This window comes from Kribbella pratensis (genome assembly GCF_004366075.1).
GTDB classification, from domain to species: Bacteria; Actinomycetota; Actinomycetes; order Propionibacteriales; family Kribbellaceae; genus Kribbella; species Kribbella pratensis.
The window spans coordinates 1,797,656-1,812,780 of the sequence record NZ_SODU01000002.1; the positions used below are offsets into that span (position 1 = coordinate 1,797,656).

The following is a 15,125-nucleotide window of genomic DNA, read 5'->3' on the forward strand; positions in this document are numbered from 1 at the left end:
GGATTCGAATGAAACAGGCCTGCAACATCAAGCAGCCGGCGGTGGCGCGAACGCCGCACGTAACCGTTCCTGAGCGCTCGTTCCGGCGGCCGTGTGGTCAAGACCGAGCAGGGCCGCACCGACCACCGGCGGTATGTCGACCACGCGCGGAATCGCCTTCGGGGCAACGTCGGCGAGCAGCTTCGTGACCCGGTCGAGAAGAATCGAGTGGCCTGCCGTCAGCACGCCGCCGCCGAGGACCACGGTGACCCGCTCGCCGAGCAGGTCGAGCCGCCGCAACGCGCTCGACGCCATCGCGACGATCTCCTCGGCCTGCTGCTGAATGATGCCTAGGGCAACAACATCGCCATCGGCCGCGACCTGGAACAGCACCGGCGCGGCCTCCAACTGCCGCTCGGCCGGCAGCTCACCGAAGTGGAACGCCTCGATCACCGCGGTCAGGGACTCCATCCCGTAGTGCATCGGCAATGCGGTGAGCAGTGCGGTGGCGGGTCCGCGACCGTCGTCGGCCCGGGACGCCGACCAGAACGCCTCCTCGGCCAGCTGTGCTCCGCCACCCCAGTCGCCGGTCAGCTTGCCCAGGGCTGGGAACCGCGCGGTCCGCCCGTCCGGCAGCATTCCGGAGCAGTTGATGCCCGCGCCGCAGACAACCGCGACACCACGCGGCTCGTCCACCCCGGAGCGCAGCAGCGCGAAGGTGTCGTTGGTGACGTACACCGACTCGGCCCAGCCGCGGTCCTCGAAGACAGCGGTCAGTCGCTCGACCTCTATCGGCAGGTCGGCGTTGGCCAGGCACGCCGAGATCTGCTGCACCAACGGTACGTCGCCGACGCGCAGGCCGGCCGCGGCCGCCGCAGCCCGGACCAGTGGCTGCAGTCCGTCCACAGCGGCCGCGGCGCCGATCCGCTGCGGTTCGAACCCGCCGCCACGCGCCGTACCGAGTACTGCCCCGTCGGCTGCGACGAGAGCGACGTCGGTCTTGCTGTTGCCGGCGTCGAAGGCGAGAACACCGCCTGGGACTAGCGCGCCCACGGGAGGTAGTCCTTGTTGTGCGCCAGCAGTTTGTCCGTGAGCTCCTGTGCGATGGAGATCTGCCCGACCAGTGGATGCGCCAGCAGAGCTTGGAACACTCGCTCCGATCCGCCCTTCACGGCAGCCTCCAGCGCCAGGTCCTCGTACGCCGTCACGTGGGCGACCAGTCCGGCGTACAAGGGCTCCAGTGGGGAGACCGGCTCCGGTGTCGTGCCCTGTGCGTTGACCGTGGCCGGCACTTCGATCACAGCGTCATCTGGCAAGAACGAGAACGTGCCGTTGTTGAGAGTGTTGACGACCTGCACGTCGCCGGTGTCGTTCAGCAGGGACGAGGCGAGGGCGACGGCCGCCTCGGAGTAGTACGCGCCGCCGCGCTTCTCGAGCAGTGCGGGCTTCTCGTCGAGCTGCGGGTCGGCGTACATGTCGAGCAGCTCCCTCTCGAGTGCAGCGACCTCAGCGGCTCGGGACGGCTTTGTCAGCAGCTCCTGCACCACGGCGTCGTGTGCGTAGTAGTAGCGCAGGTAGTACGACGGCACGACGCCGAGCTGTCGCACCAGGTCCGGTGGGAGGTGCAGGTCATCCGAGATCTCGGACAGGTGTTCTTCTAGAAGTTGCGGCAGCACATTCGAGCCGTTGACGCGGACCGCGCGCTCCCAGGTGAGGTGGTTGAGCCCGACGTGGTCGAGCGACACCTCCTCCGGTGTCACTCCCAGCATCGCGGCGAACCGGCGCTGGAACCCGATGGCCACGTTGCACAGCCCGACTGCCTTGTGCCCGTGGGACAGCAGGGCCCGCGTCACGATCCCGACCGGGTTGGTGAAGTCGATGATCCACGCGTCCGGATTGGTACGCCGTACTCGCTCGGCAATGTCCAGCACGACAGGTACCGTCCGCAGCGCCTTCGCGAGACCGCCGGCACCTGTGGTCTCCTGACCCACGCAACCGCATTCCAGCGGCCACGTCTCGTCCTCGTTGCGTGCAGCCTGCCCACCGACGCGCAGCTGCAGCAGTACGGCGTCCGCGCCCTCGATCCCCGCGTCCAGGTCCGACGTGGTGATCACCCGGCCGGCATGTCCTTGTTTGGCGAAGATGCGCCGCGCCAGACCGCCGACCAGCTCGAGCCGGTCGGCCACCGGATCGACGAGCACAAGCTCCGACACCGGCAACGTGTCCCGCAGTCGGGCGAAGCCATCCACGAGCTCAGGCGTGTAAGTGGATCCGCCACCAACGACTGCGAGTTTCATCTGTTGACTCCTAGGTGATGGGTGGACCCGCGGTATCGAAGACCTCGTCGCGGGTGGTGCTCAGGGCGGACTGCAGTGCTCCGGAGAGCACGGGGTCGGTGCTGATCGCGGTCATCAACAGCTGCGGCCGCGGTACGGCGAGATCGGCGAGCTCGTCCTGGACCAGCCCGCGCAGGCGTTCGCCGCCCGCGGTGATGACGCCACCGGCCAGCACGATCAGCTCCGGGTCGACGACCGCGACGATCGCGGCCAGACCGACCGCGAGCCGGTGTGCGAACTCGTGCAGTACGGCGTCGCCCGCGCCCTCGGTCTGTAGTGCGGCCGCGATCGCGGCTTCCGGCGTACGGGCTTTCAGGCCGTGCTCACGGGCGAGCTCCAGGACCGGTTCGCCGCCGGCGAGTTCCTGGAAACCGCCGGCGTTGTTGCGTCCGACGTTGCGGACCAACGGCGTACCCGGAAGCGGCAGGAACGCCACCTCGCCGGCGCCGCCGGTCGCGCCGCGGTGCAGGCGGCCGTTGATGACGATCGCGGCGCCGATGCCTTCCTCGCCCCAGAGCAGCACGAAGTTGTCGTGCTCCTGGGCGTGGCCGACGCGCTGCTCCGCGATCGCGGCCAGGTTGACGTCGTTCTCGACCTCCAGCGGTACGGCGATCGCCGCGGCCAGCTCCTCGAGCAGGTGCGGGGCGTGCCACCCGGGCAGATGCGTCGCGTACCGCAGCCGGCCGGTCGTCGGGTCGAAACCGCCAGGTGTGCCGATCGAGACCCGGTGCAGGCGCTCACGGCTCAGGCCCGCCTCGCCGGCCGCGCCCTCGATCGCCTTGATGACCCGGTCGACCGTGCCCTTGGCGCTGCGGCCCGGGGTGGCCAGCTCGTAGCGGCCGACCACCTTGCCGGTCAGGTCCGCGACGGCGGCACGGATGCGGGTCGGCGTGACGTCCAGACCGCCGACGTACGCGATGCTGCCGTTGATCTCGTACAACTGCGCGTTCGGGCCGGGACGGCCGGCGGTGGTGCCGCTCGGGCGGACCAGCCGGGCCGCCTCCAGCCGCGCGAGCAGCTGGGACGCGGTCGGCTTCGACAGCCCGGTCAGGTTGCCCAGCGTGGTGCGGGAGAGCGGGCCCTGGCTGAGCAGCAGGTCCAGGGCGGCGCGGTCGTTCATCGCGCGGAGCAGGCGCGGCGTTCCGGGTGTTGTTGCCATGTGCCAACCCTGCCTCCCTTCGCCGCCCGCGGGTACTCGCCGCGCTGATCGTCCGGACTGTTAGGAAAGTTTCCTATTAGCCCGAGACCGTACGGCGGACTGCGTCCGGGTGTCAATCACCCGAAGGGGATCAGGGAGCTACGCCTGGTCAGCGAGGAGGGCGAACGACACCAGCCAGTGCGTCGACATGAAGTCCCCGTCGGTGACCGTCGGCAGCACCGCATCGACCTGACGGTCCGCGCCGGCTCGCAGTACCTCGGCGACATCCGACAGCGCCGGCGCGATCGTCCGCAGCTGCCACGCCCGTGACAAGGCCAGCCCGGACAAGTGCGCCAACTGCCCGTCACCGGTGTCATCCGTCACCGGCACCTCAAGCAGGCGCTGATGCGCGTCGCCGCCCAGCCCCGGCAGGAATGCAGACAGCCAACTGACGAACTCGGCGTCCGGCAGCACGCGCCGCATCAGCTCCGCCTCGGACAGCGCCGGTGACAAGAAGTCAGTCCCCGATGGCTCGAACCGGGTGTCGTACGCCGTGTCGCTCCCGAACCACTGCAGCGCGCGAGCGCGGATCGCCTCGACCACGTCAGCGCGCGCCAGCTCGCCGTACGCCTCGTGCAGGAGCGCGAGAGCGAACGCGGAGTTGAGGTGTACGCCGTGCCGCACCGGGTAGGCCTGCTTCGGCAACCAGGCGAGGACGAGGTCGGCGATGACATCGCCGAGCGGAGTGAGCGCGTCTGCCCACTGGGTCTTGCGGGTGGCGGCGACCAGCATCGCCGCCCAGGCCCAGCCGTACGGGCGTTCGTACGACGGACGCTCCCGTAGGTACGCGGCCTCGGTGGCGATCGCGTCGGGCGTCAGGCGCCGGTCGAGGACCTCGATCGGGCGGCGGCCGACCTGGTCCGGCGCCAACGTGAGCAACCGGACCAGGGACCACTGCATGTGTGCGCTGGAGTGCCAGTCGTAGGACCCGTGGAACGCCGGGTGCAGACGATCCGGGGTCACGTCGACGTCGTCCGGGCCCTGCGACGCGTGGGCCGTGCCGTACGGGTACGGCGTCTCGAGCACCTCGCAGGCGAGGTCGGCCCAGGCGGCGGCGTACTTCATGAAACTCCTTAGAATGCGAAGAAATACATGATCAGGATGTTGCAGCCCAGCAGCGGGATCGCGGTCGGGATCTGCGCCTTGATCGGCCCGTACTGGTCCTTCATTTCGAGCAAGGCCGCTGGGACCAGGTTGAAGTTGGCCGCCATCGGCGTACACAAGGTGCCGCAGAAGCCGGCCAGCATGCCGACCGCGAAGATGATCGCGGGCGTGCCATGGAACTGCTCGTGCAGCAGCGGCCAGCCGACCGCGGCCGTCATGACCGGGAACGCGGCGAACGCGTTGCCCATGATGATCGTGAAGACCGCCATGCCGATGCAGTACAGGGCGACCGCGGCGATCAACGAGCCCTTCGGGACCAGGTGGTCGGTGACCCGCCCGACCGCCTTGCCGACGCCGGACGTGTTGAACAGCAGGCCTAGCGTGGCCAGCATCTGTGGCAGGATCGCCGCCCAGCCGATGTGCTCGAGCAGACGACGCCCCTCGTGCACCGGCACGGCCGGGGACTTCGGCCGGAGCAGCACCATGCCGACGATCAGCGCCAGGATCGACGCGACCCCCAGACCGATGATGGTGGCGGAGCCGGTCTGCAGCAGCAGCTTGCCGTCGCCGAGCTTCACCTTCGCGAGCCAGGCCCCGAAGATCGCCGCGACGACCGGGATGACCAGCGCGGGCAGGAACAGCTTGTTGCCGAACCGGTCGGCGAAGTGCACGCGCTCGGCGGGAGTCGTCGTACGCTCCTCGCCCTTGCCCGGGAAGCCTGAGCCGGCCAGGACCGCGAGGCCGATCACCGCGATACCGAGCAGCCAGGACGGCGCCTGCTTGTTCACCACGAAGGTGCCGTAGCCGAACGAGAGGCCGAGGATGCCCCAGAACGCCGCGCTGCCGACCCGCTTCGGGTTGCTGCGGTCGTTGAGCACCTGCAGCGCGATCAGGACGAAGAAGATCCCGCACAGCCAGTAGAACCACTCGACCTTGATCATCGCGCGGCCTCCGTCGTCGCGGCCTTGTCCTCGGCTGCGAGCTTGTCCAGCCGGCGATCGAGGAGCAGCAGACGGGTGCCGTGGATGAGCAGCGCGCAGATCCCGGTCGGGATCGCCCAGAGTGCGATGTCGATCGCTTCCAGGTGCAGGCCGTACGTCGTGTCGACGAAGCCGGTGATCAGCAGGATCGAACCGATCGCGACGAAGATGTCCTCACCGAAGAACAGCCCGACCGTGTCGGCGCTGGCGGCGAAGCCCTTGATCTTCTCCTGGAGTTTCTCCGGGAGCTTGCCGTAGCGGCGTTCCGCGGCGCCGGCGGCCATCGGGTGGATGAGCGGCCGGACCGCCTGCGCGGGACCGCCGATGCTGGTCAGACCGAGGGCCGCGGTGCCTTGCCGGATCAGCAGGTAGATGGCCAGCAAGCGGCCGGTCGTGACGACCTTGAGCTTGCCGATCAGCTTGCGGGCCTGGTGTTGCAGGCCGTAGCGCTCGATCAGCCCGATGACGGGCAGTGTGACGATGAAGACGGTGACGGACCGGCTGCCGGCGAAGCCGTCGCCGAACGCGTTGAGGATCTTGACCGGAGACAGTCCGCCGATCAGGCCGGCCACGATGCCGGCCGCCGTGACGACCAGCATCGAGTTGATCCGGAGGGCGAACCCGACGACTACCACCGCGATGGCGAGCAGAACCCACATGGTTCCTCCCGGAGGGACAGGGCGATTCCGCTCACCATAGGAGATTGTTGAACGATCCTGCAATGCATCATTCGAACAAATCTTTCCTAAACACGACAACGCGCCGTGACCACGAGGTCCCGGCGCGTCGTCGTACCGCTGAAAAAGTGGGGTTAGGGGAGGCGCCAGTCGATTGGCTCGGCGCCCTGCTCGGCGAGGAGGGCGTTGACGCGGCTGAACGGGCGGGAGCCGAAGAAGCCGCGGTCGGCGGACATCGGGCTCGGGTGCGCGCTCTCGACGTACGGTGTGCTGCCCAGCATCGGCTTGAGCGTCTGGGCGTCGCGTCCCCAGAGGATCGCGACCAGCGGGCCGCCGCGGTCGACCAGCGCGTGGATCGCCTGCTCGGTGACGCTCTCCCAGCCCTTGCCGCGGTGTGCACCTGACTTGCCCGGCTGCACGGTCAGCACTCTGTTGAGCATCAGTACGCCTTGGTCGGCCCAGGGTGTGAGGTCACCGTTGGACGGCGCCGGTACGCCGACGTCCGCCATCAGCTCGCGGTAGATGTTCGCGAGACTGCGTGGGATCGGCCGTACGTCGGGGGCCACCGAGAAACTGAGCCCGACCGGGTGTCCCGGTGTCGGATACGGGTCCTGCCCGACAATGAGCACCTTCACCTGTTGCAGCGGCCGGTGGAACGCGCGCAGCACGTTCTCCCCGGCCGGCAGATAGGCCCGCCCCGCGGCGAGCTCCCCACGGAGGAACTCACCCATCCGCGCCACAGTCTCTTCGACCGGAGCCAACGCCTCAGCCCAGTCCGGCGCCACCAGATCCGACAACGTCTTAGGACTCACCCGCCACAGTCTCGCAGTACTGCGGCTCGCAGTGCACCTCGGGTTGTCGCCTGTTGTTCGCGTGTCGCTCGAACGCTGGTGTGGTTGCAGACGGTACAAAGGTCGCGGCCCCGCGGAGGTATGAGCTCGCGGGGCCTTTGCATGCCTCAGGTAGCCAAGCGGCGGAGGGCTGCGGCGTAGCGGGTGGCGGCGTAGTGCTGGGCCTTGCGGGTGATGGGACCAGCCGGATGGGTGTACCAGGTGGCAGGGCGGCTGTAGGCGCGGATAGCGGCGTACACGCCGTCCTGGTCGCGGGTGACGAGAAAGGACTCCTCGCCGGCCTCGGGGTGGCCTTCCAAGGTGCCGTACGCGAAGCCGATGCGGTCCGGTTCGTTGACGACCCGGACGACCCGGCACGGAACTGGCAGGCCTAGTTGAGTCTGTGTTCGGAGGCGACGGATCAGCATGCCGGGTCCTAGGCGGCCCAGCGAGTCGGTGCCGACCTGCGGTGGTGTGGCGGTCGCAGTCACCGGTATGCCGGCCGCGCGGTGCATGCGCCACGTCAGCAACGCGTCAGCAGCCCGCTGGAACACCTCGTCCCCGTCGCCGATCCGCTGCCGATACTCCAGTCGGTGGAAGCCCTCGGGCGTCTCGTCGTACTGCGTGCACCCCACCTCGTCGTACGTGAACCGCAACCCCGCCAGGTCTTCCAGCTTCATCGGGCTCCTTCCCGTCGCATCGCCAGTACGCCGCACAGCGCAAAGCCAACCGCATTCGCCACGCCGTGCGTGGCAACCATCCACTCCAACGGCAGGTACGGCGTGTCCACCACATGTCCCAGTGCCCAACTGACAGCGAGCAGCATCGTCAGCACGAGCACGGAGCCGGACACCGTCAACAGGATCGCTGTAGTCCGGTCCGCACGTTGCGACCGCTTCCACAGGTTCCAGCCGACCAGCCACATGCCTGCGGTCAGTACGACGGCTCCTACGAGCTCCACCGGGTCGCCGAGGAAGAACCCGAGCAGAACGATCGCAGTACCCAGTGGAACACTCACGGCCGCTAGACCGTCCGCAGCGAGGTAGGCCATCAGCGCGGCCGCGAAGCCAGCGAAATGGAAGTGGGCGACCGTCAGCGACAGCACGGTCAGGTTGAAGCCGAACAGCTCGTACGACGAACGCTCGGCGACCAGTGCGAGCGCCGCGATCGACGGCGTGGCCAGTGCTGTGTAGAGCGCCACCTGTCGTGTGCTGACGGTCCTGTGCTGGAAGAAGTGCCGTGCAGCCAGTGCGATGAGCACGAGCGTCCCGGCAAAGTAGACCGACGCCAGCACGATCGACACCGCACCACGTGGCAGCCACAGAGCCACCGCACCAGGAACGGCGAACGCGAACCACCAACGAGTGCTGGTGGTTCGCGTCGGCAGGAGGGTGAGGCCGAGGGGTACGACGATGAGCATCCCCAGGCTCACCACCGCGTGGACGAGGACGGTCAACTGCTCTTCAGGCCGCTGGTGTTGTCTTCCTTGAGCGCGTTGAAGAGCGCCTTCGCCTTGGCGGTGTCCCACTTCACCGCGTCGCCCCGGTTGCAGCACAGCCGGAAGTTGTCGTCGCTGGTCGGCACGCTCAGCGCGACGCCGCCGCTGCCGGAGATCGCCTGCATGCCGCGGGCGAACCGGACGAAGTCGAACAGGCTCATGTCCTTGTCGACGGTCAGTGCGTCGACGCCCTTGGTCGCGACGTTGTAGTACCGCACCGGGTTCAGGAACGTCGACGGTGAGGCGGCCTTCTTCGCGACCGCGCCGACCATCTGCCGCTGCCGCTCGGTCCGGCCGAAGTCGTTCTTGCCGTCGGCGTGCCGCGAGCGCACGTACCCGAGCGCGTTCACGCCGTCCAGTTGCTGGCAGCCGGCCGGCAGGTTGATGTGCGCCTTGTCGTCGTTCATTGCCTTCGGCAAGCACATCGTGATGCCGCCGACGCTGTCGATCACCGACGCGAAACCGCCGAAGCCGACCTCGACGTAGTGGTCGATGCGCAGCCCGGTGTTGTTCTCGATCGTCTGGATCAGCGCCGCCGGACCCTTGTTGAAGGCGGCGTTGATCTTCTGCTTGCCCTCGACGCCGGGGATGTTCACCGCGCTGTCGCGCGGGATGCTGATCAGCACCGTCGGGCCGGACTTCGGGACGTGCATCAGCATGATCGAGTCGGTCCGCGGCGGGCCGGCGTCGCCGCCGGTGTGCAGCCGGGCGCGCTCGGCCCGGCTGAGGTCCTCGCGGGCGTCCGATCCGACCATCAGGTACGTCGTACCGGGGGTCTCGGCCGGCCGCTCGCCGGTGGGCATCGCGTCGAGCTTGTCGATCCGGCTCCAGGCGTAGAGCGGGACGGCGATCAGCATCGCAACGATCAGCAGGACGATCAGTCCGACGGTCCGGAGGAACCAGTTGCGGCGCTTCTTCGGGCGTCGCGCCGGGTTCGCCTGTCGCGGGTCGATGGGCTGCGTTTCACTCATAGCCATGACCGTATCGGTGACCGGCCCTCCGGCACGTCACCCCAGTGAATGGTTTTACACGTCGGAAAGTCGATGGCGCCTCCTTCAAAGGGAGGAAATCCGCCCGGAGATCGAACCGGACCGCCGGAACGCGACCGGCGACATCCCAACCCTGGCGGCGAACAGACGGCTGAAGTACGCCGGATCGTCGTAGCCGACCCGCCGCGCGACGGCCGCAACGGACAGGCCAGTTCTGCACGGATGCAAGAGTCCAAGAAGCCGGGGCGGGTGTCCATTCCGCTGAGCGCCGTGCGCCGGTGGAATGGAGGTGTGCTGACGTCTAACGGATATGTGCTCGATGAGCGGCGGTTGGGTGAGCTGGTTGCGGTGCCTGAGGAGGAGCGGGGCGATCGGGCGCAGCTACGCGCACGATTGCAGCGGGACGGGTACCTGTTCCTGGCCGGTCTGCTGGACCCTGCCGTGGTGCTGGCGTTCCGGGAGTACTACTTTGGGTTGACGGGGCCTGTCGCGGACAGAGCGTCGTACCGGAAGGTGCTGTTCGAGGAGATCGTGCCGGGGGCCGAGTACGCGGCCTTCTGTGCGCAGCCGGCGTTGAAGGGCTGGTTCGAGTGGTTCCTCGGTGGTGAGCCGTTCCTGCACCGGCGGAAGATCATCCGGCAGACAGCGCCGGGCGAGAACGGCATCGGTACGGCGACCCAGGCGCACTACGACCTCGTATACCTGCGCGGCGGCAGCGACCACGTGCTGTCCGCGTGGATCCCACTGGGCGACTGCCCGGTCAGCCGCGGCGGACTGACCTACCTGGAGGGCAGTCATCACAGAGTGCTCGAGGAAGAGGCGGCCGGCCGGCTCAAGCGCCCGGCTGCGTCCATCACCGCGGACCTGCCCGCTCTAGCCACGCAGTACGACGCCAACTGGCTGGTCACGGACTACGCCGCCGGAGACGTCGTCGTACACACCGCACACACCGTCCACGCGGCACTCGACAACGTGTCGACGGAGCTCCGCCTGTCGACCGACATCCGCTACCAGCGGGCCGACGACGCGATCGACAACCGCTGGCAGAACCACTGGCACGACCAAGACGGTCTCTGATCACGGACACTTCTCGCTAATGACAATCATTTCGGTTAAGGTGCTTCTCGGAAGTGTGAACCGAGTCTGAGGAGAGCCGTGAACCGGAACGAACTGATCGCCGGCGTGGCGCAGAAGGCGGGTATCCCGCGAGGCCAGGCCGAGAACGTCATCGACGCGCTGGGCGACGTCGTCACCGAGGCCGTGCAGCGCGGCGACAAGGTGTCGCTGACCGGCCTGCTCAGCATCGAGCGGGTGCTGCGCGCCCCGCGCACCGGCCGCAATCCGCAGACCGGCGAGCCGCTGAACATCCCGGCCGGCTACTCCGTGCGCCTGTCGTGCGGAAGCCGCCTCAAGGCCGCTGCCCGAGGCGACCTCCGCACCGTCCGGTGACCCTCAGCGGCGGACCGCCGTGGCCCAGTAGGGCGTCGTCGCCGTCGGCGGAGTGCTGAACCGGGCGTTCACCAGGTACAGCCTGGACCCGAACGCGGCAGCGGTCGTCGGGATGTCGAACCCCGGATCGGTAATGGTCCGGATCTGCCGGCCCGTCGTCCCGGCGCGGTCGAGGCGCACCACCGCGACCTGGTTGGAGAAGTTCTGCACGACGTACAGCAACCGTCCGAGCAGCAGCATCCCGTCACCGTTCGTCATCAGCGTGCCACCGAGGTCCACGCGCTTGGTGACGCCGGTCCGCGGATCGACCCGGAACAGGAATCCGGTCGACGACTGCACGATGATCAGCGCCCGGCGGTCCGGCGTCAGCGTGATGCCGTTGCCGTTGAAGCCGGTCGGATCGTGCACATAGTCGCCGCTCAGCGGAACGGTCCGCACCTGATTCAAGAGCTGGCCGTGCCGGCCGATCGGCACCTGGTAGACGACGGGGCGACTGGAGTCCGTGAACCAGGCGCTGGTCCTGCTCAGCACCACGTCGTTCACGAACGTCGCCGTCTCGGTGGTCAACGTGTAGCTCTTCAGGATCTTGCCGGTGCGGATGTCGACCACGCGGGCGTTCCCGGCCGACCCGCCGGCGATCCACAGCCGTCCGCGGTTGTCTGCCTTCAGTCCGACCGACGGCGTACCGGGTCCCTGGCTGATCAGCTTTCCGCGGCCCGTGCGCAGCGTGGCGGCGTAGATGTCGCCGTCGACGAGCGATCCGAAGTACGCCGTACCGCGGCTGATCGCGATGCCTTCCGGCTGGAATCCGTTCGGTAGGTCGATCCGCGTCGGGAACGCCCTGGACTGCCGGGATGTCTGCCGGGACGTCTGCTGGTCCCCGAAGCGGATCCGGTCGCAAGGCGCGTCGTAGACCGAGTGCTTGACGACGGCCGGTCCGGGCGCGGGTGCAACGGTGGCGGCCGCCGACGTGGAGACGAGGCCCATCAGCAGGACGGGCAGGCCGAGAGCGGCCATCACGTGACGTTTGTGCATGATTCCTCCCCTCCGTCACACCGTAGGACGGCCGGTGCCGGTCGGGAACGGCTCAGCGCTTGACTGCTGTGACCCAGTACGGAGTGGTGGGAGTCGGTGACGTGGTGAAGCGGGCATTCGGCAGGTAGAGCCGGTTGCCGAACGCTGCGACGGTCGTCGGTACGTCGAAGTCCGGGCTGGTCAGTTCGCCGACCAACTCGCCCTTCGTGCCGGTGTCGTTCAGTTCGAGTACCGCGATCGTGTTCAGTCGGTTCTGGACGACGTACAGCGTGCGGTCGAGCAGGAGCAGGCCGTCGCCGTTGGTCATCAAAGCGTCGCCGAGGTCGATCCGCCGGGCCACACCGGTCCGCGGGTCGACCCGCAGCAGGAAGCCGGTGGACGACTGCACCATGATCAGCGCGCGGCCGTCCGGGGTCAGCGAGATGCCGTTCGCGTTGTTGCCGGGCAGGTGCTGGTAGTCGCCGCTGAGCGGAATCGTCTCGGGCTTCGCACCGGCGACGCGGTAGAAGACGGGCTGCTGCGAGTCGGTGAAGTACGCGCCGTCATTGGCGAGTACGACGTCGTTCACGAAGGTCGGCGTCGCGGTGGTGAACGTGTAGCCGGCCAGGACCTTGCCGGTGCGGGTGTCGATCACCCGGCCGTTCCCGCCGGCGGCCCCGGCGACGAACAGGCGGCCGAACGGGTCGACCTTCATCCCGAGCGAGCCGGTGCCCGGGCCCTGACTGATCACCTTGCCGAGGCCGGTCCGCAGTGAGGCGGCGTAGATGTCCCCGTCGGCGCGGGAACCGAAGTACGCCGTACCGCGGGCGATCGCGATGCCTTCCGGCTGGAATCCGTCCGGCAACTCGAATCGCGTCGGGTAGGGGACTGGTGCGGCGCTCGCTGCCGAGGTGCTCGCCAGGCCCAGCAGTACGGCCGGCACACCGGCAAGGGCAGTGCGCCTGCGGACGGGGTGTGACATGGGCGGGTCCTCCCTGATCCGTGGTCTTTACCCGGGAGAACGTGGCGGTCCTGTGGATAGTTCAAACCGGCGGATTCGCGAACCGGGTATGTTCGCTGGCAGCAACTCGACTTGGGACAAGGGGTCAGGGATGACAGCAGAACTCGACGACTCGGTGGCGGTTCGCCCGCAGGACGATCTGTACCGCTACGTGAACGGGGCGTGGCTGGCGGAGCACGAGATTCCCGCGGACAAGGCGATCCACGGTGCGTTCCACGCGCTCCGGGACACCGCCGAGCAGGACGTCCGCGCGCTCGTCGAGAAGACCGTCGCGGCCGGGCACCCGGAAGGCAGCGAGCCGCGGAAGATCGCCGACCTCTACACCAGCTTCATGGACACCGAGACGATCGAGCGGCTCGGCGCCGAGCCGATCGCCGAGCAGCTCGCCCTGGTCGCGGGCGTGACCGACGTGACCGGCCTCGTGTCCGTCCTCGGGCAGCTCGAGCTGCAGGGCGTGCCGGGGGTCTTCCACTACTGGGTCGACGCCGACGCGAAGAAGTCCGACGAGAACATCGTCCACCTGACCCAGGGCGGCCTCAGCCTGCCCGACGAGTCGTACTACCGCGAGGACAGCTTCGCCGAGATCCGGACGGCGTACGTCGACCACGTGGCGACGATGCTGGAGCTCGCCGGGCTGTCGGACGCGACCGCCGCCGCCGAACGGATCATGGAGCTGGAGACCCGGGTCGCCGGCGCGCACTGGGACCGGGTGAAGGAGCGCGACGTCCAGCTCACCTACAACAAGCTCGACCGGTCCGGGCTCGAGGCACTGACGCCCGGGTTCGACTGGGCGACGTGGCTGGCCGGTGCCGGCGTACCGGAGAGCGCGTTCGCGGAGGTCGTGGTCCGCGAGCCGGACTTCCTGACCGCGGCCGCGGCCGCGCTGCAGGAGGTCGACGTCGATCGGTGGAAGGAGTGGCTGGCCTGGCGGGTCGTGCACAGCGCGGCGCCGCTGCTGAGCCAGGCGTTCGTCAACGAGAACTTCGCGTTCTACGGCAAGACCCTGACCGGTGCGCCCGAGCTGCGCGAGCGCTGGAAGCGCGCCGTCGGCGCAGTCGAGCAGGCGCTCGGAGAGGCGCTCGGCAAGCTGTACGTCGCGGAGCACTTCCCGCCGGACGCCAAGGCCCGCATGGTCGAGCTCGTGCAGAACCTGGTCGCCGCCTACCGGCAGCGGATCGAGGCGCTGGACTGGATGGGCCCGGACACCCGGCAGCGGGCGCTCGAGAAGCTCGGCACCTTCGTCCCGAAGATCGGGTACCCGGACGAGTGGAAGGACTACTCGGCGCTCGAGATCGACCCGGCCGACCTGTTCGGCAACATCCGCCGCTCGGTCGCGGTGGAGACTGCGCGGGACCTCGCCAAACTCGGCAAGCCGGTCGACCGGAACGAGTGGCGGATGACGCCGCAGACCGTCAACGCCTACTACAACCCGCGGATGAACGAGATCGTCTTCCCGGCCGGCATCCTGCAGCCGCCGTTCTTCGACCTGGTCGCCGACGACGCCACCAACTACGGCGCGATCGGCGCGGTGATCGGCCACGAGATCGGCCACGGATTCGACGACCAGGGCTCGCGCTACGACGGCGACGGCAACCTGAACGACTGGTGGACCGACGCGGACCGCGCAGCCTTCGAGCAGCGCACCGACAAACTCGTCGCGCAGTACGACGCACTCGAGCCGGCCGAAACCCCCGGCCAGAAGGTCAACGGCAAACTCACCCTCGGCGAGAACATCGGCGACCTCGGCGGTCTGTCGATCGCGTACGTCGCCTACCAGTTGTCCCTGGACGGCACCGAGACCGAGGAGGAGTTGCAGGCCGGTGCCGAGCGCTTCTTCGCCGCCTGGGCACACGCCTGGGCCACCAAGACCCGCCCCGAAGAAGCCGCCCGCCGCCTCACCATCGACCCCCACTCACCCCCCGAGTTCCGCTGCAACGCGGTGGTGAAGAACATCGACGAATTCCACAACACCTACAAAACCACGGAATCCGACGCGATGTGGCTCTCTCCGGAGGACCGCGTCCGCATCTGGTAGCCCCAGCCGCCGCCG

The 15,125-nt window shown here is 68.4% G+C and carries 16 protein-coding genes; 3 read left to right on the forward strand and 13 right to left on the reverse strand.

What is annotated here, in order from left to right:
* Positions 1 to 27 precede the first annotated feature (27 nt).
* From EV137_RS23565 to EV137_RS42050, 11 genes are all read right to left on the reverse strand, one after another.
* Entirely contained in the window at positions 28 to 1,032 is a 1,005-nt protein-coding gene (locus EV137_RS23565; protein WP_134130749.1) for an N-acetylglucosamine kinase, read from the reverse strand.
* Positions 1,020 to 2,276, reverse strand: coding sequence for a 6-phospho-beta-glucosidase (locus EV137_RS23570; protein WP_134130750.1), 1,257 nt, complete (start codon positions 2,274 to 2,276; stop codon positions 1,020 to 1,022). The genes EV137_RS23565 and EV137_RS23570 overlap by 13 nt, the downstream gene beginning before the upstream one ends.
* A gap of 10 nt (positions 2,277 to 2,286) precedes the next feature.
* Positions 2,287 to 3,474, reverse strand: coding sequence for an ROK family transcriptional regulator (locus EV137_RS23575; RefSeq protein WP_134130751.1), 1,188 nt, complete (start codon positions 3,472 to 3,474; stop codon positions 2,287 to 2,289).
* 138 nt (positions 3,475 to 3,612) lie between these two features.
* Complete coding sequence (locus tag EV137_RS23580) at positions 3,613 to 4,578, reverse strand: DUF2891 domain-containing protein (protein ID WP_134130752.1); 966 nt, start codon at positions 4,576 to 4,578, stop codon at positions 3,613 to 3,615.
* Between the two features lie 8 nt (positions 4,579 to 4,586).
* Complete coding sequence (locus EV137_RS23585) at positions 4,587 to 5,558, reverse strand: DUF979 domain-containing protein (RefSeq protein WP_134003714.1); 972 nt, start codon at positions 5,556 to 5,558, stop codon at positions 4,587 to 4,589.
* The gene (locus tag EV137_RS23590; RefSeq protein WP_134130753.1) at positions 5,555 to 6,256 is read right to left on the reverse strand and encodes a DUF969 domain-containing protein; all 702 of its coding nucleotides are present in this window, start codon (positions 6,254 to 6,256) and stop codon (positions 5,555 to 5,557) included. The genes EV137_RS23585 and EV137_RS23590 overlap by 4 nt, the downstream gene beginning before the upstream one ends.
* A gap of 152 nt (positions 6,257 to 6,408) precedes the next feature.
* On the reverse strand, positions 6,409 to 7,086 hold the full coding sequence (locus EV137_RS23595) for a uracil-DNA glycosylase (protein WP_134003718.1): 678 nt from the start codon (positions 7,084 to 7,086) through the stop codon (positions 6,409 to 6,411).
* A 146-nt stretch (positions 7,087 to 7,232) separates the two neighbouring features.
* Entirely contained in the window at positions 7,233 to 7,784 is a 552-nt protein-coding gene (locus tag EV137_RS23600) for a DUF1990 domain-containing protein (protein WP_202871091.1), read from the reverse strand.
* Entirely contained in the window at positions 7,781 to 8,560 is a 780-nt protein-coding gene (locus tag EV137_RS23605; RefSeq protein WP_134130754.1) for a YndJ family protein, read from the reverse strand. Before EV137_RS23605 ends, EV137_RS23600 begins: the two co-directional genes overlap by 4 nt.
* A complete protein-coding gene (locus EV137_RS23610; protein WP_134003722.1) occupies positions 8,557 to 9,573 on the reverse strand; it encodes an LCP family protein in 1,017 nt (338 codons plus the stop codon). Before EV137_RS23610 ends, EV137_RS23605 begins: the two co-directional genes overlap by 4 nt.
* Before the next feature lie 84 nt (positions 9,574 to 9,657).
* Positions 9,658 to 9,819: a helix-turn-helix domain-containing protein gene (locus EV137_RS42050; RefSeq protein ID WP_375372035.1), complete on the reverse strand. Its 162-nt coding sequence runs from the start codon at positions 9,817 to 9,819 to the stop codon at positions 9,658 to 9,660.
* 63 nt (positions 9,820 to 9,882) lie between these two features.
* On the opposite strand from EV137_RS42050, the gene EV137_RS23620 reads away from it, so the two are divergent.
* Together EV137_RS23620 and EV137_RS23625 are read left to right on the forward strand one after the other, a co-directional pair.
* A complete protein-coding gene (locus EV137_RS23620) occupies positions 9,883 to 10,668 on the forward strand; it encodes a phytanoyl-CoA dioxygenase family protein (RefSeq protein WP_134130755.1) in 786 nt (261 codons plus the stop codon).
* Between the two features lie 78 nt (positions 10,669 to 10,746).
* Complete coding sequence (locus tag EV137_RS23625; protein WP_134130756.1) at positions 10,747 to 11,040, forward strand: HU family DNA-binding protein; 294 nt, start codon at positions 10,747 to 10,749, stop codon at positions 11,038 to 11,040.
* Between the two features lie 3 nt (positions 11,041 to 11,043).
* On the opposite strand, the gene EV137_RS23630 is transcribed toward EV137_RS23625, so the two are convergent.
* Entirely contained in the window at positions 11,044 to 12,075 is a 1,032-nt protein-coding gene (locus tag EV137_RS23630) for an SMP-30/gluconolactonase/LRE family protein (RefSeq protein ID WP_134130757.1), read from the reverse strand.
* 52 nt (positions 12,076 to 12,127) lie between these two features.
* Complete coding sequence (locus EV137_RS23635; protein ID WP_134130758.1) at positions 12,128 to 13,036, reverse strand: SMP-30/gluconolactonase/LRE family protein; 909 nt, start codon at positions 13,034 to 13,036, stop codon at positions 12,128 to 12,130.
* Positions 13,037 to 13,166: 130 nt separating this feature from the next.
* Between EV137_RS23635 and EV137_RS23640 the strand changes: the two genes are divergently transcribed.
* Positions 13,167 to 15,110 carry a M13 family metallopeptidase gene (locus EV137_RS23640; RefSeq protein WP_134130759.1) on the forward strand — a complete coding sequence of 648 codons (1,944 nt, stop codon included), beginning with the start codon at positions 13,167 to 13,169 and terminating at the stop codon, positions 15,108 to 15,110.
* Positions 15,111 to 15,125: the final 15 nt, after the last annotated feature.